Annotated in this window: 10 protein-coding genes; all 10 read right to left on the bottom strand. The window is 71.6% G+C overall.

All coding sequences use genetic code 11. The features are described 5' to 3' along the window. Positions 1–51 precede the first annotated feature (51 nt). The 10 genes from NHH00_RS15160 to NHH00_RS15115 all read right to left on the bottom strand — a co-directional run bounded on the left by NHH00_RS15160 (position 52) and on the right by NHH00_RS15115 (position 20,557). Positions 52–5,634 carry a ThuA domain-containing protein gene (locus NHH00_RS15160; RefSeq protein ID WP_253053593.1) on the bottom strand — a complete coding sequence of 1,861 codons (5,583 nt, stop codon included), beginning with the start codon at positions 5,632–5,634 and terminating at the stop codon, positions 52–54. A gap of 105 nt (positions 5,635–5,739) precedes the next feature. Further along, positions 5,740–6,639, bottom strand: a complete 900-nt coding sequence (locus NHH00_RS15155) for a sugar phosphate isomerase/epimerase family protein (RefSeq protein WP_253053583.1) — start codon at positions 6,637–6,639, stop codon at positions 5,740–5,742. A gap of 235 nt (positions 6,640–6,874) precedes the next feature. After that, the gene (locus NHH00_RS15150; protein ID WP_253053572.1) at positions 6,875–8,104 is read right to left on the bottom strand and encodes a substrate-binding domain-containing protein; all 1,230 of its coding nucleotides are present in this window, start codon (positions 8,102–8,104) and stop codon (positions 6,875–6,877) included. Positions 8,105–8,231: 127 nt separating this feature from the next. Then, positions 8,232–9,314 (bottom strand): ABC transporter permease, encoded by a 1,083-nt coding sequence (locus NHH00_RS15145; protein WP_253053570.1) that lies wholly within the window; start codon positions 9,312–9,314, stop codon positions 8,232–8,234. Continuing rightward, positions 9,311–10,357: an ABC transporter permease gene (locus NHH00_RS15140; RefSeq protein ID WP_253053568.1), complete on the bottom strand. Its 1,047-nt coding sequence runs from the start codon at positions 10,355–10,357 to the stop codon at positions 9,311–9,313. The genes NHH00_RS15145 and NHH00_RS15140 overlap by 4 nt, the downstream gene beginning before the upstream one ends. Continuing rightward, entirely contained in the window at positions 10,354–12,027 is a 1,674-nt protein-coding gene (locus NHH00_RS15135) for a sugar ABC transporter ATP-binding protein (RefSeq protein ID WP_253053557.1), read from the bottom strand. The genes NHH00_RS15140 and NHH00_RS15135 overlap by 4 nt, the downstream gene beginning before the upstream one ends. After that, entirely contained in the window at positions 12,024–13,271 is a 1,248-nt protein-coding gene (locus tag NHH00_RS15130; RefSeq protein WP_253053555.1) for a Gfo/Idh/MocA family protein, read from the bottom strand. The genes NHH00_RS15135 and NHH00_RS15130 overlap by 4 nt, the downstream gene beginning before the upstream one ends. Before the next feature lie 275 nt (positions 13,272–13,546). Continuing rightward, a complete protein-coding gene (locus NHH00_RS15125; protein WP_253053553.1) occupies positions 13,547–14,548 on the bottom strand; it encodes a sugar phosphate isomerase/epimerase family protein in 1,002 nt (333 codons plus the stop codon). A 41-nt stretch (positions 14,549–14,589) separates the two neighbouring features. Continuing rightward, positions 14,590–15,318, bottom strand: a complete 729-nt coding sequence (locus tag NHH00_RS15120; RefSeq protein ID WP_253053551.1) for a hypothetical protein — start codon at positions 15,316–15,318, stop codon at positions 14,590–14,592. Between the two features lie 256 nt (positions 15,319–15,574). Further along, the gene (locus NHH00_RS15115; protein ID WP_253053549.1) at positions 15,575–20,557 is read right to left on the bottom strand and encodes a ThuA domain-containing protein; all 4,983 of its coding nucleotides are present in this window, start codon (positions 20,555–20,557) and stop codon (positions 15,575–15,577) included. Between the last annotated feature and the right edge of the window lie 89 nt (positions 20,558–20,646).

The raw sequence follows: 20,646 nt of genomic DNA, 5'->3' as shown, positions 1-20,646 counted from the left end.
GCCGGCGCGGTGGCCGGTGACGGGAGCGGGTCGCCCGTCACCGGCCTGCCGTCAGCCGCAGCTCACGGCGTCGTACGGCACCTCGATCTCGGTCGTGACGTCGCCGAGCGTCGCCGTGACCGTGGCCGTGCCCGCGTCGAACGACGTCGCACGCGACGCGAACGACTGGTAGGCGTTGCCGCCCACCTCGACCGCGCCGAACTCCTTGGAGCCGAACGGCGTGGTCAGGGTGATCGCGACGGGCGCCTCGTCGACGTTCGTCGCCCGGATCGCGAGGTACGCCTTGCCCGCGAGGCAGCGGGCGGACGCGGTGACCTCGACGTCGACCGTCGGCTCCGGCTCGGACTCCGTCGTGAGACGGAACCAGTCGAACGCCACCGTGACCGGGGTCTCCTGCTCCGGGCCGATCGCCATGAGGCCGACCTTCGTCAGCGCCGCGTCGTTGGTGACCGGGGCGCCCAGCGGCGTCCAGGTCACCCCGCCGTCGCTGACCCAGCCCTGGTAGGTGCTGCCCACCTTCTCGAGCCGCAGGTACCAGTAGCCCGACTCGGTCGAGTCGGCGAGCTCGAGCTGGCGGTTGCCGCCGTTGCCGAACTGGCCGCCCTTCTCCGAGACGAGCTCGGCGCCGAGGTTGAGCGCCGCACCCGGTGCGTTCTTCGCGAGCACGTCGGCCTTGACGTAGTTGTCGTCGTCGCCGTACGCGATGAGGCCCGCGAGCTGCCACCGGTGCACGAGCGGCGCCTTGAACCGCGTCTCGACGACCCAGTCACCCTCCGGAGCGGTCTGGAGGACGAAGTTGCGCGGGTCGCCGTTGTTCCCGGCGTTGATGTCGCCCGGCTGGGTCGTGATGCGCAGCTCGCCGTCGGCGACGGCGACCTTCGACCCGTCGTAGCGCACGATCGCGTCCCAGCGGCAGCCGTCGAGGGCGTCGCCCTCGAACTCGTCGCTCGGCTCGCGCACGCCGTCGTCCGGCTCGGCGCCGGTGACGTGGACGTAGTCGACCTTCGCGACCGTGTCGGCGGTCGCCGTGTCGCCGCCCGCCATGACGCCGAACGTGGCGCCGGGCTTGACGGGCGCGGAGCCCGCGAGCGCCGTCCACGCCTGGCCGTCCGCCGAGTACGCCGCCGTGATCGCGGACCCGTCCGAGACGAGGCGCAGGTGGATCGACGACGGGAAGTCCGTCGCCACGTCCGTCTGGCCGTGCCACGTCCGGGCACCACCGGTCTCGGTCTGGAACTCGAGGAAGCGGGCGCCGCTCTGGTTCTTGGTGAACGCGAGCTTGGTGTACTCGTCGTCGTTCACGTGGACCAGGAGGCCGGCGTGCTGCCAGTGCCGGGCGAGCGGGACGTCGAGCTTGGTCTCGAGCGTCCACGCCCCGGCGGGCGCGGGCTGACCGAGGTAGCTGATCGGCCCGGTCTGCGCCTCGTTGATGTCGCCCTGCACGACCGGCAGGACGGCGTGGCCGTCGGCGACGGTGATCGGCTTGCCGTCGGCCTGGCGGACGACCGTCCACCGCGGGTCGATCGCGTCGCCGTCGAACTCGTTGGACGAGTCCGCGAGGCACTGCGGCGGGTTCCCGCCACCGGGCTCCTCGGTCTGCGGGTCGTCGTCGAACACGAAGTCCTGGAACTCGACCGCGCTCGTCGCCGTCGTGCTGTGCGCCGTGACGAAGAGACCCACGTCCTGGACGGACGCCGCACCCGGCAGGGCCTGCGGCTCGCCGATCTGCGTGAAGTTCTCGCCGTCCTTGCTCCAGGAGGCCGTGTACAGGTCGCCGTCACGCACGATCCGCACCCACGCGGGGTAGCTCGTCGTGCTCGCGCCGGTCGACGCCGTGAGCTGCCCGCTGGAGTTGCCGCGCAGCCACTCGAAGCCCCCGCTCGGGCGCATGCCCAGGGCCGCGTAGCCCTGCGAGTTCGCCGTCTGCGTGACGTCGTTGCGGACGATGATCCCGGCCTTGGCGGACCCGTTCGAGTTGCCCTGGCTGTTGATCTTCACCGTCGCCGACCAGTTCTCGTCGGCGCCCTGCTCGCGGTAGATGGTCGAGTACTCGTTGGTGCCCTGCCACATGTTCGCGCCGCCCGACGTGACGAGGTACTTGCCCTCGGCGAGCTGCTCGAACGTCCCGTTCGCGTTGGTGAAGGTCTTCATCCCCGCGAAGAGGTCGCCGACCTGGGCGAGCACGACGCGCGAGCGCGTGTACAGGCCCTTGTCGTTCGTGGCGACGGCGGTCAGCTCGTAGTAGTTGTCCGCCGTGGGGTTCCACGTGGCCTCGTACGGAGCCGTGTCGTCGACGCCGATCGACTCGCCGTCGACGAAGAACTCGACCTGGGTCACCGTGTTCTCGGTGTCGTCCGCCTCCGCGGTGACCGCCATCTCGCCCTGCTCGAGGCGGACGCCCGCCTTGGGGGACGTGATGCGGACCTTGGGACGGGTGGTGTCCGAGACGCCCTTGCCGTCGGCCTCGATGAAGTTGAGACGACGCTCGCCCTCACCGGGGAAGACCACGTAGAGCGTGAACGGCTCCATGGGGTCGGTGACCTCGACGGTCACGTCCGTGAACGTGCCGAGCCCGGTCTGCGGGATCTCGGCCGTGCCGAGGAGCTCGCCGTCGGCCGCGTCGCGACGCAGCTCGATCGTGCCCTCGGCCGCCGCCGCGACGCGCAGGTTCAGCGCCTGCACGCCGTAGAGGCTCACGGGGTCGTACGACGCCCAGGAACCGTTCGACCCGGTGATGACGGAGCCGCCGCCCTCGACGTCCCGGCTCGGGATCGTCGTGGTGCCGTCGGAGGCCGTGTGGAACTCCGCCTCGCGCTTCTTCGGGAAGATCAGCGTCGTGTCCGACCCGGTCAGCGCGGGCACGTCGCCCTCGCCGCCGCGGTCGGTGTAGCGCGCGTCGATCACGTAGAAGACGTTCATGTCCTCGCCGTGGCCGCCACCGAGGCTCGTCGCCACGGTGCCCGTGCGGCCGTGCAGCGGCTCGGCGGGGTGCGCGTGCGCGTCGTGCCCGAGCGCGGGCTGGATGATGACCTGCTCGTCGTCGATCTCGTCGCCCTCGGGCGAGTCCTCCGCGTCGGTCACCGACACGTCCCACGTGATGTCGTCGCCGAACGTGAAGAAGGAGCCGGTGGGCGGGAGGCCGAAGTCGACCTCGGGCCGCGTGTTGCCCACCGTGATCGGGACGGTCGCCGTGCCCACCTTGCCGGCGGGGTCGGTCACCGTGAGGCGGGCGTCGTAGACGCCGTTCTCGGTGTAGGTGTGGCTGGGCGCGGCGGACGTCGAGTCCGTCGTGCCGTCACCGTCGAAGTCCCACGCGTAGGTGAGCTCCTCGCCCTCGGGGTCGGTGCTCCCCGTGCCGTCGAACGTCACCTCGAGCGGCGCGATGCCGGAGTCGGGCGTCGCGACCGGCTTCGCCACCGGCGAGCGCGAGCCCGACAGGTAGTCGATGCGGTGCAGACCCGAGTTCGGGTTGTCGCGGCCGAAGCCGCCGCCCCAGTCGAGCACGTACATCGCGCCGTCGGGGCCGAACTTGGAGTCGATCGGCGCGAGGAACTGCTCCTGCGGGAGGAACGGGTTGACCTTCTCGACGTCGGTGGCGCCGGGCGCGGCCTCGGGGTCCTTGAGGTCGATCGTGTACATCTTGTTGCGGGCCCACTCGTAGAAGAAGGCCTTGCCGTCGTACGACGCCGGGAACTTCGTGTCGGAGTCGAGCTCCGGGTCGAACTGGTAGAACGGGCCGCCCATGGGCGCGAGACCGCCGCCGGCGTTGATCACGCCGGGGACGGACGAGCGCTGGTAGCCGTACCAGAGGTCCGCCGGCTGCGCGGGGGGCAGCTCGGTGAGGCCCGTGTTCTTCACGGAGTCGTTGACGGGGTTGTCGCAGTCGAAGAAGTCGCCCACGGTGACGGGGTTCGTCCGGTAGTCGACGTCGCGGAACGGCTCGTTGTTGCCCATGCACAGGGGCCAGCCGTAGAAGCCGGGCTCCTTGATGAGGTTCCACTCGGCGATGCCGGCCGGGCCGCGGTTGGCGAGGTTGTCCGACCCGTTGTCGGGCGAGTAGTCGGCGACGCCGAGGTTGCCCGTCTTCGCGTCGATCGTGAACCGGAACGGGTTGCGGAAGCCCATCGCGTAGATCTCGGGCAGCGTCTTCTCGGTGCCCGGGGCGAACAGGTTGCCCTCGGGGATCGAGTAGGTGCCGTCGGCCTCGGGGTGGATGCGCAGGACCTTGCCGCGCAGGTCGTTCGTGTTCGCGGACGTCGCGCGCGCGTCGTGGAACGTGCCGTCACGCTCCGAGATCGGCGCGTAGCCGCCCGACGGCTCGGAGTGCGGGTTCACGTCGTCGCCGACGCCGATGTACAGGTCACCGGTCTCGTGGTCGACGAGGAGGCCGCCGCCCGTGTGGCCCGGCTCGTCGGGCAGACGCCCGGCCGGGATCTCGATGAGCACCTTCTCGGACGCCGGGTCGATCACCGTGGAGCCGGGCCCCTCGGAGGAGACCGTGAACCGCGAGACGCGGCTGAAGAAGTTCGCCGGGTCGGAGTCGTTCGAGCTCGCCGGCGCGTAGTACTGGTACAGGTACCCGTTCTCCGCGAAGTCCTTGTCGAGCGCGATGCCGAGCAGGCCGTCCTCGCCGCCGGAGTACACCGGGATGGTGATGGCGGTCGTGGTGTTCTGCGTCCGGGGGTCGTACACGCGGATCTGCCCGCGCACGAGCTCGGTGTAGAACACGCGGCCGTCGGGCGCGACGTCCATGCCGAAGGGCGCGCTCGTGTTGGTGTCGAGCGCGATCTTCTCGAACGAGCCCCAGTCGGTGCCGCCGCAGTCGCCCTCGACGAGGCCCGCGGCCCACTGGACGCCGCCGACGATGTGCTGCACGAGGTCGGGCTCGTCGGTGTAGTGCGCCCCGAAGTGGCCCATGCCGGTCATCCAGGCGCGACCGCCGTCGTAGGGCTTGCACCACGAGATCGGGTGGTCGTAGCCCATCTTGTTGCTGCCCGCGTCGTACGTGGACTCGTCCATCGTGGCGAGCACGTGCGCGCTGCCGCGGACGTTGGCCGAGTAGTTGTACCACTCGTCCGCGCGCGTCCAGCGCTGGGACAGGTGCTCGGTCGACGGGTGCGTGCGGTCCTCCACGCGGACCGTGCCCGGCAGGCCGGGGCTGGTGCCGGTGGCGGCGTGACCGGGCATGAGCGCCCCGATCATGTCGTCCCACCAGCCGTAGCTGCCGCGCATGTCCGTGGCGTTGTGGATCGCGACGATGCCGCCGCCCGCCTGCTGGTAGCGCTCGAGCGCCGCCTTCTCGTCGGCGTTCCACGGGTCGCCCGACGTCTGGAACATGACCAGGGCGTCGTACTGCGCGAGGGTCTCGTCGTTGAAGACGGTCGAGTCCTCCGTGTGGTCGGACGCGATGCCGACCTCGGCGAACGCCGCCTCGAGCACCGGGGTGCCCTGCGTGATCGCCTCGCTGTGCCGGAACTGGGTCGTCTTGGTGAAGATGAGCACCTTGTGCTCTTCGTCCGCGGGGACGGGGTCGTCGGCGGCGCTGGCCATCGTGACGGGCGCGAGCGTGAACGCGAGCGCTCCGATGGTCAGTGCCGCGACGGACCTCGCCCTGCGTGGGCGTCGTGCGGTCATCGTGCTGCCTCCAGGGGCATGACGTGCGGACCCGGACGTCGTCGTCCGGGAAGGGTGGTCGTCATCCCGCGGCGTGCCGGCGCTGCGGTCGTGGATCGACTACGGCTACGGGTGCTCCGGCGTGGGCATCAGTCCCTTCAGGTGGGCCAGGCCATCGACGGCGATGGCGTCCTGGGTCGGCGCCAGCGGCCGCCAGATGGAGGCGGCCGTGGCGATCGTCGCGTTGTCGGCCGTGAAGGACTCGATGACGAGGGGTCCGTCGTAGCCGGTCGCGTCGAGCGCGGCGAGGAGGGCGCGCCAGTCCAGGTGGTCGTTGCCGGGTGCGCCCCGGTCGTTGCCGCACACCTGGACGTGCGCGATGCGCTCGCCCGCGCGCGCCACCGCGGCGGGCAGGTCCGTCTCCTCGATGTTCATGTGGTAGACGTCGAGCATGAGGCCGATGCCGGCCGCGGGCAGCCGCCGCACGACCTCCAGCCCCTGGTCGACGGTGTTGACGAGGCTCGTCTCGTAGCGGTTCAGCGGCTCGAGCCCGACGACGACGCCGGCCGCGATCGCGTGCTCGACGACGGGTGCCAGGTTCTCGGCGAGCTCGGAGTACGCCGCCTCGCGCTCCGCGGGGGTCAGGCGCCACGTGCGCCCGACCGACGCGTACGCGGGTCCGCCGATCACCGGGGCGCCGACCGTGCGCGCGACGTCGACGACGTGCCGCAGGTAGTCCTGCGTGGCGCGCACCGTCGCGGCGTCCGCGGCGACGAGCTCGCGGCCCTCGCCCATGACGAGCGAGACGCTCGCGCCGAGGCCGTGGTCGGCGAGGACCGTCGCGGCGGTCGCCGGGTCCCAGTCGCCGGGGTTCTCCACGGGCAGCTCGAGCACGTCGAAACCCCACCCCGCGACGCGGGGCGCGAGGTCGCGCAGCGCGTCGTCGGTGAGCGGGGAGGTCCAGACCCACGTGTTGACGCCGAGCGCACGGCGGCGCAGCGGCAGGGCCGGGGTAGGAAGAGCCACGTCGCTCTCTCTCGTCGGGTCCGAGCTCTCGGCCGTCCCGCCCGCGTGCCCGACGCCGCGGGGCACCTCCGCACGGGAGGTGCGCCGCGTCGTCGGGCGGGCGGGGCGCCCGGCCGGTCGGACGGCGACCGGGCGGCCCCTGGGTGGTCCGACCGCGAGGGTCGGACCGGGTGGTTCTGCGGGACCTGTCAGGTCCCGTGCGGACGACCGGTCAGCGGTCCGGTCAGCGGTCCGGTCAGCGGTCGGTCCATGCCTCCGGGAAGCCCGGCAGGTCCTCTCCGCCGAACTTCGCGTAGTGCAGCGACGGCATGTCCTTGTTCGCCTCGAGGTACGCGTCCAGCTCCTCGGCCTCGATCGGCGCCTGCGGCAGGACCCACTCCGACGGGACCTGCTCGCCGGCCCAGATCATCTGCGCCGCGAGGATCGGGGTGCGCCACTGGAAGTTCGAGTACACGGCGCCGAGGGCGGTCATGTCCGTGTCCTTCCACTTGCGCAGGAAGCTCATCTCGTCCTCGCCCATGAAGACCGGGTAGGGCTTGCCAGCGTCCTCGAACGCCTCGACCGCCGCGACGGCGCCGTCGCCCGCGTCCATCCAGATGCCGTCCACGTCCCCGCGCTGCAGGTACTGCGTGACGATGTCCTTGATCTTCGCACCGTCACCGCCGGTGAACTCCGCGCCCACGACCTCGAGCTCGGACTCCGAGAAGATCTTGTCGGCCGCGGCCCAGCGGTTCTCCAGCACGTCCACGCCGGGCAGGATGCGCAGCGCGAGCACCTTCGAGCCCGGCTCCAGGTTCTCGACGAGGAACTCGGCGCCGTCGGCACCGTAGGCGTAGCCGCCGATCGGGTGGATGAACGTGACCATGCAGTCGGTGTTCACGCCACGGTCGAACACGATGACGGGCTTGCCCGACTCGCACGCGGCCTCGACCGCGGGCGTGAGGGTCGCCGTCGTGGACGGGGAGATGACGATCGCGTCGCAGTCGCCCGCCTCGACGAACGCCTGGATGTCGGAGATCTGCTTGTTGTCGTCGTCCGCCGCGTCCGAGACGCGGAACTCGCCGATGACGCCCTCGGACTTCAGCACGTCGACCTGCTGCTGCATCGTGATCCAGCCGGTCACGCGCCACGGGTTGGACACCGAGGCGTTCGAGAAGCACAGCGTCTTGCCGCCACCCTCGCTCGCGTACTCGGCCGTGTCCACGTACTCGGGCTCGATCGCCTGCAGCCACGGCTGGTCGGCCGGGCCCTCGGGCACGACCTCGCGCTGGGCGAGCTGACGGTCGTAGTCCGCCTGGACGAACCACTCGGAGTCGGCGCCGCCGGACTCCTCGCTCGCGGGGCTCTCCTCGGCCGAGGTCTCGCCACCCTCGCCGGTGTCGGTGGGGGTGTCGGTCGTGCAGGCGGCCGTGAGGAACAGCGTGGCCACCGCCGCGCCGGCCAGGAGTGCTCGTGTACGTCGCATGTCCTTCTCTCCTTGGGGGTGAGACGTCGTCGTCCCGCAGCGTGCGGGGGAAGGGGTACAGCTCGGAAGGGGGTCTTTCGGGCGTGGTCGGGGTCGCGCGGGCGGGAGTCCGCCGGGGCGCCGGTGCTCAGGCGTTCGCGGGGGCGGGCTCCTTCGGTGCGGGGGTCGGGCCCGCGGCAGGCGGGGCGTCGGGGGTGGACGAGCGGCGCCGCGACCGGCGCGGCAGCGCGGCGTAGGCGACGGCCGCGATGATGATCACGCCCTGCACGGCGGGCCGGATCGTCGACGGGAGGCTGAGCTGGTTGAACAGCGTGAACAGCGCCTCGAGGGTGAGCGCGCCGGCCATCGCGGCGATCACGGTGCCCCGCCCGCCGCCGAGCACGACGCCCCCGAGCACGACGGCCGTGATGGCCATGAACTCCAGGCCCTGCCCGACCTGCGCGGTGACGCCCGCGTAGCCACCGATGAGGATGGCGGCGACCGTGGCCATGAAGCCCGAGAGGAGGAAGGCGCGCGTGCGCACCCACCACACGGAGCCCCCGGCGTAGCCGGCCGCGACGTCGTTGTCGCCGGTGGCGACGAGCGTGCGGCCGAACGGGCGGCGCATGAGCAGGGCGGCGAGGACGCCGAGCACCACGACGACCATGAGCGCGTACGGCACCTGGAACTGGCCGGGCGTGTCGGGGATGCCCCCGCGTCCCCACTGCCGGAAGCCGTCGGTCAGCGCGCCCGTGGGGGCGCCGCCCGTCCAGAGCCGGATCGCGCCGTAGAGCACGAGCATCATGCCGAGCGTCGTGATGAACGACGGCACCTTGAGCAGCGTCGTCACGAGGCCGTTGACGAGGCCGACCGCGAGACCGAAGACGATCATGAGGGCCATGACGGGCCACGTCATCGAGTCCTCGCCGTCCATGAGCTTCGCCGCGATGACGACCTGGGCTCCGACGAGCGACCCGACCGAGAGGTCGAACTCGCCCGAGACGATGACGAAGTACTGTCCGATCGCGAGGATGACCAGCGGCGCCGCCTTCTTGACGAAGGCCATGAGCGACATGGGCTCGCCGAACGACGGGTTCATCACGAGGATGACCGCGAAGACGAGCACGAGCAGCGCGAACACGGTCCAGCTCCCGCCCGCGGTGAGGCGCTCGAGCCAGCCGGCCCGCGGCGCGCGCGCGGGGATCGTCCGGCGCGTGGTGTCGGTGGTCATGCGGACGCACCTCCGGTGCGGGTCGGGCGGAAGCGGGCCCGGCTGCTCGCCGGGTCGATCTGGCGCCGGGCGTACAGCGCGACGGCGGCGATGATGATGACGCCGCGCAGGACGTCCTTGAAGAACGGGTCGACGTCGAGGACGTTGAACACCGTGTCGAGCACCGCGAGGATGAGGACGCCGCCCACGGTCCCGACGATCGAGCCGCGCCCGCCCATGAGGAGCGTGCCGCCCAGCACGACGGCCGCGATCGAGTCGAGGTCGAGCCCGTAGGAGTACACGAGCGCGTTGCCGGTGCCGAAGCGCGCGGCGATGAGGAGCCCCGCGACGCCCGCGCAGACCGAGCACAGCACGTGCGCGAGGACCAGCGTCCGGTCGGTCCGGATGCCCGAGAGCCGCGCGACGTCGGTGTTCCCGCCGACCGCGAACATGTGGTAACCCGGCCGGGTGCGCGTGAGGAGCACGACGCCGACGGCCGCGACGAGCAGCATGACGATCGTCGAGATCGGCACCGGGCCGACGCGCGTGTACCCGAACATCTGGAACGAGGCGGGCACCTCGCCCGCCGGGCCCTTGAACTGCGTGTCGAGGTAGCCCTTGATGATGAGGCCCACGCCGAGCGTCGCGATGAACGCGTTGACGCGGAGCTTCGCGATGACGAGCCCGTTAACCAGGCCGACGACCGCCGCGACGCCCACCGCCGCGAGGACGCCGAGCCAGACGCGCGAGGGGTCGCCCGCCATGGTCGTCGCGCCGACGATCGAGCTGAGCGCCACGACGTAGCCGACCGACAGGTCGAGCGACTTGCAGAGGATCGCGAACGTCTGCCCGATCGCGACGAAACCGAGGAGGCTCGTCTGCGTGAGCATGTACGCCGTGTTCGCGGTGCTGAACAGGTTGCCGCCGCCGACGGCGACGAGGACGCCGGCGATCACGAGGATCCCGACGAGGGCGAGGTAGACGATCTCCGTCGACCCCAGGCGGCGCCGACGCGCGGGGGCGCGGCGCGCGGTGGGGGCGGCGGTCGCGACCGCGGTGCTCATCGGTCCTCCTGCGGGCCGTCGGTGGGGTGCTGGGCGGACGCGGGCGGTCCGTCCGGCGCGGTGGCGGGCTCGGCGCCCGGAAGGTCGTCGGCGCCGGCGAGAGCGTCGAGGTCGACCTGGACGTGCTCGCCGGAGGTGTCCTCCCCCGCGCCCGTGGCGAGTGCCATGACGGTCTCCTCGTCGCTGCCGGCGGGGAGCTCGCCCGCGAGGCGGCCGTCGCGCATGACGAGCACGCGGTCCGCCATCGCGACGACCTCGGGGAGCTCGGAGGAGATGAACAGGACGGCGACTCCGCTCGCGGTGAGCTCGCGCATGAGGTCGTAGACCGCGCGCTTGGCGCCGACGTCGATGCCGCGGGTCGGCTCGTCGAGCACGATGACCTGCGGGTCGGTGACCAGCCACTTCGCGAGGACGACCTTCTGCTGGTTGCCGCCCGACAGGTACTGGACCTCGGCCTCCTGCGAGCTCGCGACGAGCTCCAGGGAGGAGAGGATGCCGGGGATGCGCTTCGCGCGCCGGTCCGCCTGGCCGGGCACGACGGCGTCGAGCACGAGCCGCGCGTTCGCGAGGATCGACTGGCCGAGCGCGAGGCCCTCCGCCTTGCGGTCCTCGGTCACGAGCGCGAGCCCGGCCCGCACCGCCTGGCGCGGCGAGCGCACGTCGACCGGCGTGCCGCCGACGAGCACGCGCCCGCGGGTGAAGCCCGCGATCCCGAAGATGCCGTGCGCGATCTCCGTGCGTCCCGAGCCCTGGAGGCCGGCGAGCGCGACGATCTCCCCCGCGCGCACCTCGAGCGAGACGTCGTCGACCTGCGTGTTGCCCACGCCCTCGAGCGCGAGGCGCACCTCGCCCGGGACCGTCGAGGGGTCCTTGTCCGGGAAGTACCCGGCGAAGTCGCGGCCGACCATGGTGCGCACGAGCCGGTCGGGGTCGATGTCGGCCGTCGGCGTCGTCAGGACGTGGTTGCCGTCCTTGAGCACCGTGATGGTGTCGCAGAGGTCGAAGATCTCCTTGAGGCGGTGCGACACGTAGAGGATCGCGACGCCGCGCTCCTTGAGCCGGTGGACGAGCTCGTAGAGCAGCTCGACCTCCTGGTCGGCCAGCGCTGCCGTCGGCTCGTCCATCGAGATGATGCGCGCGTCGTAGGACACGGCCTTGACGATCTCGACGATCTGCTGCTGCGCGACCGAGAGCGAGCCGACGCGCGTCCACGAGGCGAGGCCGGTGAGGCCGAGGTCGGCGAGGAGCGCCGTGGTGTCGGCGTGCATGCGGCGGCGGTCGACGAGTCCCGCGCGGCGCGGCTCGCGACCGAGGTAGACGTTCTCGGCGACGGACCGCTCGGGCAGGAGGTTGAACTCCTGGAACACCGTCGACACGCCCGCGTGCTGCGCGGCGAGCGGCGACGCGAAGGTGGTGTCCGCGCCGTCGAGCTCGATCGTGCCCGCGTCAGGGCGGTGCACGCCCGCGATGATCTTCATGAGCGTCGACTTGCCGGCGCCGTTCTCGCCGACGAGCGCGTGCACCTCGCCCGGTCGCACGTCGAGGTCGATGCCGCGCAGCACGGAGTTGCCGAAGAACTCCTTGCCGATGCCGCGCAGCCGCAGGATCGGCCCGTCGCCGCCCTCCCCCGCCGTCGGCGGCCGAGGCTCGCGCGTGGTCGTCGCGGTCATGCCGGCACCTCCACCCAGCCGCCCGAGCGCACCGACTCGCCCACGGCGGCGGCGAGGCGGGCGGCGCGCAGGCCGTCGTCGAACGTGGGCAGCCCGTCCGGGACCTCGCCGCGGATCGCCGCCGCCGTGTCGCCGACGAGCGCGTCGAAGCAGTCCTGGTAGCCCTGGGGGTGCCCGGCGGGCAGGCGCGAGTAGCGTGCGGCGGCCGGGGAGAGCGCCTCGGGGTCGCGGACGAGGAGGCGCGAGACGTCGCGGCGGCCCTCCCACAGCGTCTCGGGCTGCTCCTGGTCGAACGACAGCGTCGACTCCGAGCCGGAGATCTCGAGGTAGAGACGGTTCTTGCGGCCCGCCGACACCTGGGAGATGACCGCGGTCCCGAGCGCCCCGCCGTCCGTCGCGTACTGGAGCGTGACGGCGTCCTCGGTCGCCACCTCGTGCACGACGCCGTCCGCGCCCCGGCGGTGCGGGTTGACGGTGGCCGACTGCGCGACGAGCCGGACGATGCGCTGCCCGGTGGTGAACTCGAGCAGGTCGCAGAAGTGGGAGCCGATATCCCCGAAGGCCCGGCTCGCGCCGCCGAGCGCGGGGTCGACGCGCCAGTTGTCGTCCGACTCCCGCAGGAGCCAGTCCTGCAGGTACGAGCCGTGCACGAGCGAGATGGTGCCGACCTCGCCGCGGCGCACGCGCTCGCGCGCCTCGCGCACCATCGCGTGGAACCGGTACGTGAACGGCACGACGGCGACCCGGCCGTCCGCCGCGCGGGCCTCGGCGGCCAGGCCGGCGAGCTCGACCGCGCCCTCGACGTCGGTCGCGAGCGGCTTCTCGCACACCACGTGCTTGCCCGCCGCGAGCGCGGCGCGCGCGAGGGGCACGTGCAGGTGGTTGGGCGTGCACACGTGCACGACGTCGACCTCGGGGTCGGCGAGCAGCTCCTCCGCGGTGGCGACGGCGCGCTCGGCCCCGAGCCCCGGCGCGGCCGCGCGGGCGATGTCGAGGTCGGCGGCCGCGACGCTGACGACCCGGCCGCCGCCGGTGCGCACGGCCCGCGCGTGGACGCCCCCCATGAACCCGGCGCCGAGGATCCCCGCGCGATAGCCGGAGGCCGGCAGACCGCCCGCGTCGGGGGCGCTGGCGGGGAAGGTCGTACGGGCGGCAGGGGCCCCTGTCGTGGTCGCTCCGGGGAGGTGGGCACCCGGGTCCAGCACCGGGGTACGCACGTCCTGCGCGACGTCGTCGGCTCGCATGGATGACAACGTAGGGCCACTTCTGTCGAGCGTCAAGCAAAAGCCGAACATTGATCGTCACGGTTAGATAACCCAAGCCACGAAACAAATGTGAAGGATCACATGGGCGCAGCCAGCGACGACGCGGACGGCGACGCGCGACGGGACGACGGACGAGACCCCGGACGCGGGCACGCCACCGCCCCCGGCCGTCGAGGGGCCGGGGGCGGTGGCGTGTCGGACTGTTCTCCCCCACCCGCCGGCCGGCAGCGCCGGCCGACGGGAGACTGTGCGTGCTACTTGGTCGAGAACGCGGCGTCGAAGGCCGCGTCCGGAGCGTCGAAGGCGTACTTCTTGACGAACGCGAGCGCCTCGGGCGCGCCGACCAGGCGGTCCATGCCGGCGTCCTCCCACTCGACGGAGATCGGGCCCTCGTAGCCGATCGTGTTGAGCATGCGGAACGCGTCCTCCCACGGCACGTCGCCGTGGCCCGTCGAGATGAAGTCCCAGCCGCGGCGCGGGTCCGCCCAGGCGAGGTGCGAGCCCATCCGGCCGTTGCGGCCGTTGTGCATCCGCTTCTTCGTGTCCTTGCAGTCCACGTGGTAGATGCGGTCCTTGAAGTCCCACAGGAAGCTCACCGGGTCGAGGTCCTGCCACACCATGTGGCTCGGGTCCCAGTTGAGGCCGAACGCCTCGCGGTGCCCGATCGCCTCGAGCGTGCGGACGGTCGTCCAGTAGTCGTACGCGATCTCGCTCGGGTGCACCTCGTGGGCGAACTTCACGCCGACCTCGTCGAAGACGTCGAGGATCGGGTTCCAGCGGTCGGCGAAGTCCTGGTAGCCGGCGTCGATCGCCTCCTGCGAGACGGGCGGGAACATCGCGACGTACTTCCAGATCGCCGAGCCCGTGAAGCCCACGACGGTCTTCACGCCCAGCTTCGCCGCGAGGCGCGCGGTGTGCTTCATCTCCTCGGCGGCACGCTGGCGCACGCCCTCGGGGTCGCCGTCGCCCCACACGACGTCGGGGAGGATGTCGCGGTGGCGCTGGTCGATCGGGTCGTCGCAGACGGCCTGGCCCTTGAGGTGGTTCGAGATCGCGTAGACCTTGAGGTCGTACTTGGCCAGCAGGTCGAGCTTGCCCTGGACGTACTCGTCGTCGTCCCAGCGCCACGGGTCGAGGTGGTCTCCCCAGCAGGCGATCTCCAGGCCGTCGTAGCCCCAGCCGGACGCGAGCCGCGCCACCTCCTCGAACGGCAGGTCGGCCCACTGCCCGGTGAAGAGGGTGATCGGTCGTGCCATGGTCGTGTCTCCTTCGGTCGTTCTCGGTATCGCGCCCGGGGTCACCGGGCGGACGTGCTGGACAGGGATCGGGGCTTGCCGTCCGACGCCTCGGCGGCGGCAGCGCGCGCACGGCGGCGGACGACGACGTACCCGCCGACGAGGAGGAGCGCGGCGACCACGGCGACGGCGATCCACACGCCCGCGCCGCTCCCGCTCGACTCGTCGTCCGCGGTACCGGACGCGTCCGCCGCGGCGTCGGCGTCCTCGTCGGCCCCGTCCGCGGCGCCGCCCTCGGCGTCGGCCGCGGCCTCGTCGGCCGCATCCGGAGCGAGCTCGGGCAGCGGCACGACGTCGACCTGCGCGGTGGCGGTCGCCTCGGCCGGGTGGGTGATCGTGGCGGTGAGGGTCCAGTTGCCCTCGGCGAGGACGCCGGGCTCGGACGTGTACCAGCCGACGCCCTCCGACGCCGAGGAGAGCGTGAGCGGTCCGACGGTCTCGCCGTCGGCGGACTCCGCGGTCACGGAGACGTCGGCAGACTCCTCGACCGGGTGCCCGTCGATCTTGTAGGTGAGGTTGGCGGAGATGCCGCCCTCCCCGTCGGTGCCGAGGGAGATCACGACGTCGCCGCCGTGCGCGGCCGCGGGGGCCGCGACGCCCAGCAGCGCGACGACGGCGCCGAGCAGCACGCCGAGCGCCGCGGTGAGAAGAGCGCGCACCCCGACGCGGGGTCGGGTGCGGGTGCTGGTGCCGCTGCGGGTGCCGCTGGGCTGCGCAGACGTTCGGGACATCGGGTCATCACCTCGTCGTGGTCTGTGGGTGGCTCCGGGGCCGACGGCGGTCGTCGGACCCCGGGGGTGCCCCGGCGCCGGGCCGGAGCGCCCGTTCCCGGGCGCCGGGGCCGGAGACCCGGAGGTCCCCGTCGTGCTCGTCGTGCGGGCAGCGTACGGTCGGCCCGGCCGATGGGCCGCCCGTCCGCCGAGCGCCCGCACGCCGAGCGCGGTGCCCGGCGGGCCGGTGCTCAGAGCACCGGCCCGCCGGAACCTGTCAGGAGCAGGCCCGGGCGGCGTAGTCCGCCGTCCCGGAGAACGTCCTCCCCTCGGCGTCGGTCGCGGTCACCGTCACGGTGCCGGCGTCGATCCCCGTGGCACGCGACGCGAACGACTGGTAGGCGTTCGCACCCGGCGCCACGTCCGCGAACTCCTTCGACCCGTACGGGGTCTCGAGAGTGATCGCGACCGGGACCGCGTCGTCGTTCGTCGCGCGGACCGCGACGAACACCTTGCCGGCCATGCAGCGCGTCTCCGCGGTGATGGTCACCGCGATCGGCTCGACCTCGTCGCCGACCACCCGGAAGTAGTCGAACGACGCCGCCGCACCGGTGTCGGCCGACGCACCGAGCGCGAAGAGACCGACCTGGGCGTCCGCCGCGGCCGTGTTCGCCACGGTCTGGTCGAACGTGGTCCAGGTCTCGCCGTCCGCGCTGTACGCACCGGTGAACGTGTCACCGGAGCGGGTCAGGCGCAGGTGCCAGACCGACTCGGCGAGGCTCGCCGTCTGCGGCTGCGGGTTCTGGACCACGCCGCCGACCTCGCTGCGCAGCTCGATCCGGGCGTTCTTGGCCTGGCCCGCCTGGTTGTCGACCACGTAGTCGAGCTTGACGTAGTTGTCGTCGTCGGCGTAGGCGATCAGACCACCCTGCTGGTACTGGCGGTCGAACGCCGAGCCGTCGACGACGGTCTCGATCGTCCACTCGTCACCCGGCTGCTCCTGGAGCATGATGTTCGGCACGTCCGTGTTGCCCGTCCCGTAGATGTCGGTCGGGGTCGTGTCGATCTGGAGCGAGCCGTCCGCCACGCGGTAGCCGGTCGGGTCCTCGCGGACGATCGACCAGCGGCACGCGTCGAGGGCGGTGCCGTCGAACTCGTCGTCCGGCCCGGGGGCGGACGCCGTGTCGTCGGGCGTGATCGAGAACCAGTCGAACTCGGCGTCGATCACCGGGGACGTGGTGTTGTTCCCCTTGAGCGACACGAGGCCGATCTTCGCGTTCTCCAGGTCGGCGATCGACTTGGTCTCCGACATCGTCGTGAAGTCGACGCCGTCGGCCGAGTACGCCGCCTGGAGGTTCTCGCCGTTGCTGACGAACCGGACGTAGACCGTGTCCGGGTAGTCCGCGCCGAGGTTCGCCGTGTTGGACGCGCTGACCTCGTTCGGCTGGGCGTTCTCCTCACGGATGAACTGGAAGATCCGGGTCGCCGGGTCCGCGGACTGCGAACGACCCTGGAGCACCATCTTGGCGTAGTTGTCCTGGTCCTCCCAGATCACCAGACCGGCCTGCTGGTACTGCTGGCGAGCCGGCAGCGTGAGCTTGGCCGTGGCCGTGAACGGCCCGTCCGGCAGGTCCTGGAGCACGACGTTCGGCACCGTGGTGTTGCCCGTGCCGTAGAAGTCGGTCGCCGTCGTCGGGATGACGAGCTTGCCGTCCCGGACGACCAGGTTCTGGTCACGGTTGAGCACCGACCAGCGGTTCTCGTCGAGGTCCGTCCCGAGGAAGTCGTCCGAGCGGCCCGAGAAGCACATCCCCGGCCCGGTCTGCGGCGCCTTCACCGTCACGGTCGTGTACTCCACCGAGTACGCGCCGCGCTCGTCGGAGGCACGCACCTGGAGCCGGTACGTGCCCGGCTGGTCGTACGTGACCTCGAACGAGTCGGTCCCGTCGGCGAAGCCGTCACCGAGACCCGCGTCCCACGCGAAGGTGATCGCGTCGTCCTCGGGGTCGGAGGCGGTCGCCGTCGCGGTCACCGTCAGCGGGGCGGTGCCCGTCGTCGGGGTGACCTCGAACGAGTCGATGGTCGGGCGCTCGTTGTCCGTGACGCCGCGGCCGTCGAACTCGAGCCAGTTGACGTTGGCCTGGCCGGACGTCAGGACGAAGTAGAGCGTCCCCGTGCCCGCGGGCACGTCGGTCAGGGTGCCGGAGACGTTCTGGTAGACCTGCCAGTCCCCGGTGCCGGGCACCTGCACGGTCCCGATCTCGGGCCCGTCGGCAGCGTTCCAGCGGATGGAGATCGTGGCGTTGCTCGGCGACGCCGCGCGCAGCGCGATCGAGTCGACGCCGTAGAGCGAGATCGGGTCGTAGGCCCACCAGTCGCCCGGCTCGATGTAGCCGATGTTCTGGCCACCGCCGGCCGTGTCGCCCGTCGTCTCGCGCTGCACGCCCGGGTCACCCGTGCTCGTGGAGCTCGCGAGGCGACCGGTGGAGGTGAAGAACTCCGCCTGGAGGAGCTTGGGCTGGAGCACCTGGAGGTCGTTCGCGGTGAGCGGGGCACCGGCGGCGCCACCGTCGTCCGTGTACGACGCCTCGATCACCCAGAAGATGTTCGACTCGATGCCGTGGCCCTCGTCGCGCGCCGTCTGGAAGACGCCCTCGCAGCCGCCGAGCACGTCCATCGGGTGGGCGTGCGAGTCGTGACCGAGCGACGTCGAGAGCTCGACCTGGCTGCAGTCGACCTCACCGTCGGGGTCGTCGACCGCGATCTCGTACCGGACCTGGTCGCCCCACTGGAAGAACCCGCCGTTGTCGGGGAACGTGATGGAGATCGTCGGCGCGTCGTTGCCGACGACGACCGACACGTTCGCGACCCCCGTCTGGCCCTGGGAGTCCGTCGCCACGAGCTGAGCCGTGTACGAGCCGTTCTCCGTGTAGGTGTGGACCGGGTTGGCCTCGGTCGACGGCTCCGAGCCGTCGCCGAACGTCCACTGGAGGGCCAGCGCGTCTCCGGACGGGTGGCGCGTGCCCTCCGAGGAGAACTGCACCGTCAGCGGCGCGTGACCGCTCGTCACGTCGGCGCTCGCCCGCGCGATCGGCGACGGGTTGCCCTTGACGTAGTTGACCTTGTAGATCCCGCTCGAGTCGTTGTCGCCGCCGAAGCCCGAGCCCCAGTCGACGACGTAGAGCGCGCCGTCGGGACCGAAGTCGAAGTCCATCGCACGGTCGAACCCGGCGCTCGGGTCGAAGATCTTGGGCAGGACGCGGTTGACGTCGACGATGTCGTCGCGGTTCTCCCCGTCGAGCTGGACCGAGTACAGCTTGCCCTGGTTCCACTCGCCCAGGAACGCCTTGCCGTCCCAGTACTCGGGCCACTGGACGTCGGAGTCGAGCTCGGGGTCGAACTGGTAGACGGGGCCGCCCATGGGCGCACCGCCGCCGCCGATCTCCGGGAAGTCCGGGTTGCCGGCGTAGTTGTACCAGATCTCGGCCTCGATGGCCGGGGGCAGCTGGGTCAGACCCGTGTTGTTCGGGGACTGGTTGACCGGGCCGGCGTCGCAGTTGAACGCCGCGCCGGACTGGCCGGTCGCGAAGTTGTACTTGAGGTAGTCCGCGTTCGCGCCCGTGCAGTACGGCCAGCCGTAGAAGCCGGGCTCGCTGACGACGTTCCACTCCACCGTGTTGCCCGGGCCACGCGTCGGGCTCGCGCTACCGGCGTCGGGGCCGTAGTCACCCACGAGGATGTTGCCCGAGTAGGGGTCCACCCCGATGCGGAACGGGTTGCGGAAGCCCATGGCGAAGATCTCGGGACGCGTCTTCTCGGTGCCGGGGGCGAAGAGGTTGCCCTCGGGGATCGTGTACGTCCCGTCGGCCTCCGGGTGGATGCGCAGGACCTTGCCGCGCAGGTCGTTGGTGTTGGCCGACGACCGCTGGGCGTCGTAGTCCTGACGACCGGCGCGCTCGTCGTGGGGCGAGTAGCCGCCCGACTCGAACGGGTTGGTGTTGTCGCCCGTCGCGAGGATCAGGTTGCCGTCCTCGTCGAAGACCATGTCACCGCCGGCGTGGCAGCACGTGTTGCGCTGCGTCGTGACGGTGAGGACCTTCTTCTCCGTGGCCTGGTCGATCGTGCCCGTGGCCGGGTCGAAGTCGAACCGCGAGATCCGGTTGTGCGGGCCGTCGGAGCCGACGTTCGACGGAGCCCAGTAGGTGTAGACCCACCCGTTCTCCGAGAAGGCCGGGTCGAGCACGAGCCCGAGCAGACCGTCCTCGTTGGCGGTGGTCACCGGGAGGGTGGTCGCGGTGTGCGTCGTGTTGGTCGACGGGTCGATGACCTGCACACGGCCGTCGCGCTCGGCGTAGAACACCGTGCCGTCGTCCGCGACGTCCAGGACCATCGGGTTGCGCGTCTCCTCGTCGAGCGCGATCTGCTCGTAGCTCGCGGACTGCGTCGCCGCGCAGTCCGACGCCACGGCGCCCGCGGCCGTCTGGATGCCGCCCAGCAGGTGCTGGAGGAAGGCCGGGTCGGCGTACGACTCGTCGGTGTGGCCACCGCCGGTGTACCAGGAGCGGCCGCCGTCGTAGACCTGGCACCACGCCGTCGGGTGCTCGGCGCCCATCGCGCCGCTGCCCGCGTTGTACGTGGTCTCGTCGAGGCTCGCGAGCACGTGCACCGTGTCACGCGGGTTCGTGCGGAAGTTGTACCACTCGTCGAACCGCTCCCACCGCGAGGGCAGGTGCGCCGTCGACTCGTGGACGTGGTCCTCGACCTTGACGGTCGCGGTCTGGTTCTGGGGGTGAGCGCTGAAGTACGCGCCGACCAGCCCGCCGTACCAGGGCCAGTCGTACTCGGTGTCGGACGCCGCGTGGATGCCCGCGTACCCGCCCCCGTTCTGGATGTACCGCTCGAACGCGGCCTGCTGGTCGTCGTTGAGCACGTCACCGGTCGTGGACAGCCACACGACGGCGTCGTACTGCGCGAGGTTCGCGTCCGTGAACGCGCCCGCGTCCTCGGTCGCGGTGACCTCGAAGTTGTTCTCGGTACCGAGCTTCTGGATCGCTGCGATACCCGCCGGGATCGACCCGTGGCGGAAGCCACCGGTCTTGCTGAAGACGAGCACGTCGAACGGTTCGGTGTCCGCGGCCGTGACGACGGGCGCCGCCGCGACGCCCGTGGGCACCGGTGCGGCCGTCGCCGACGTCGCCGCCGCCATGGTCAGAGGGAGAGCGACCGCTGCCGCGGCGGCTGCCGCGACCGTCCGCCTCATGGCGAGCGATCCTCCTAGCACGTTTCTCACAAGGTCTCCTCGTCGAGATGGGGAATCAGTGCTGCGCTCCGCCGGGTGCCGCCATCGGC

The organism is Cellulosimicrobium cellulans, assembly GCF_024124905.1.
GTDB lineage: Bacteria > Actinomycetota > Actinomycetes > Actinomycetales > Cellulomonadaceae > Cellulosimicrobium > Cellulosimicrobium cellulans_G.
Note: the sequence above shows the minus strand (reverse complement) of the source record. Positions and strands in the feature narration are given on the sequence as shown.

Bases quoted from the DNA above. Each gene is read 5' to 3' on its own strand.
- NHH00_RS15150 (WP_253053572.1), bottom strand. From the start codon at position 8,104: ATGCGACGTACACGAGCACTCCTGGCCGGCGCGGCGGTGGCCACGCTG.
- NHH00_RS15120 (WP_253053551.1), bottom strand. From the start codon at position 15,318: ATGTCCCGAACGTCTGCGCAGCCCAGCGGCACCCGCAGCGGCACCAGC.
- NHH00_RS15135 (WP_253053557.1), bottom strand. From the start codon at position 12,027: ATGACCGCGACGACCACGCGCGAGCCTCGGCCGCCGACGGCGGGGGAG.
- NHH00_RS15145 (WP_253053570.1), bottom strand. From the start codon at position 9,314: ATGACCACCGACACCACGCGCCGGACGATCCCCGCGCGCGCGCCGCGG.
- NHH00_RS15130 (WP_253053555.1), bottom strand. From the start codon at position 13,271: ATGCGAGCCGACGACGTCGCGCAGGACGTGCGTACCCCGGTGCTGGAC.
- NHH00_RS15160 (WP_253053593.1), bottom strand. From the start codon at position 5,634: ATGACCGCACGACGCCCACGCAGGGCGAGGTCCGTCGCGGCACTGACC.
- NHH00_RS15125 (WP_253053553.1), bottom strand. From the start codon at position 14,548: ATGGCACGACCGATCACCCTCTTCACCGGGCAGTGGGCCGACCTGCCG.
- NHH00_RS15140 (WP_253053568.1), bottom strand. From the start codon at position 10,357: ATGAGCACCGCGGTCGCGACCGCCGCCCCCACCGCGCGCCGCGCCCCC.
- NHH00_RS15115 (WP_253053549.1), bottom strand. From the start codon at position 20,557: ATGAGGCGGACGGTCGCGGCAGCCGCCGCGGCAGCGGTCGCTCTCCCT.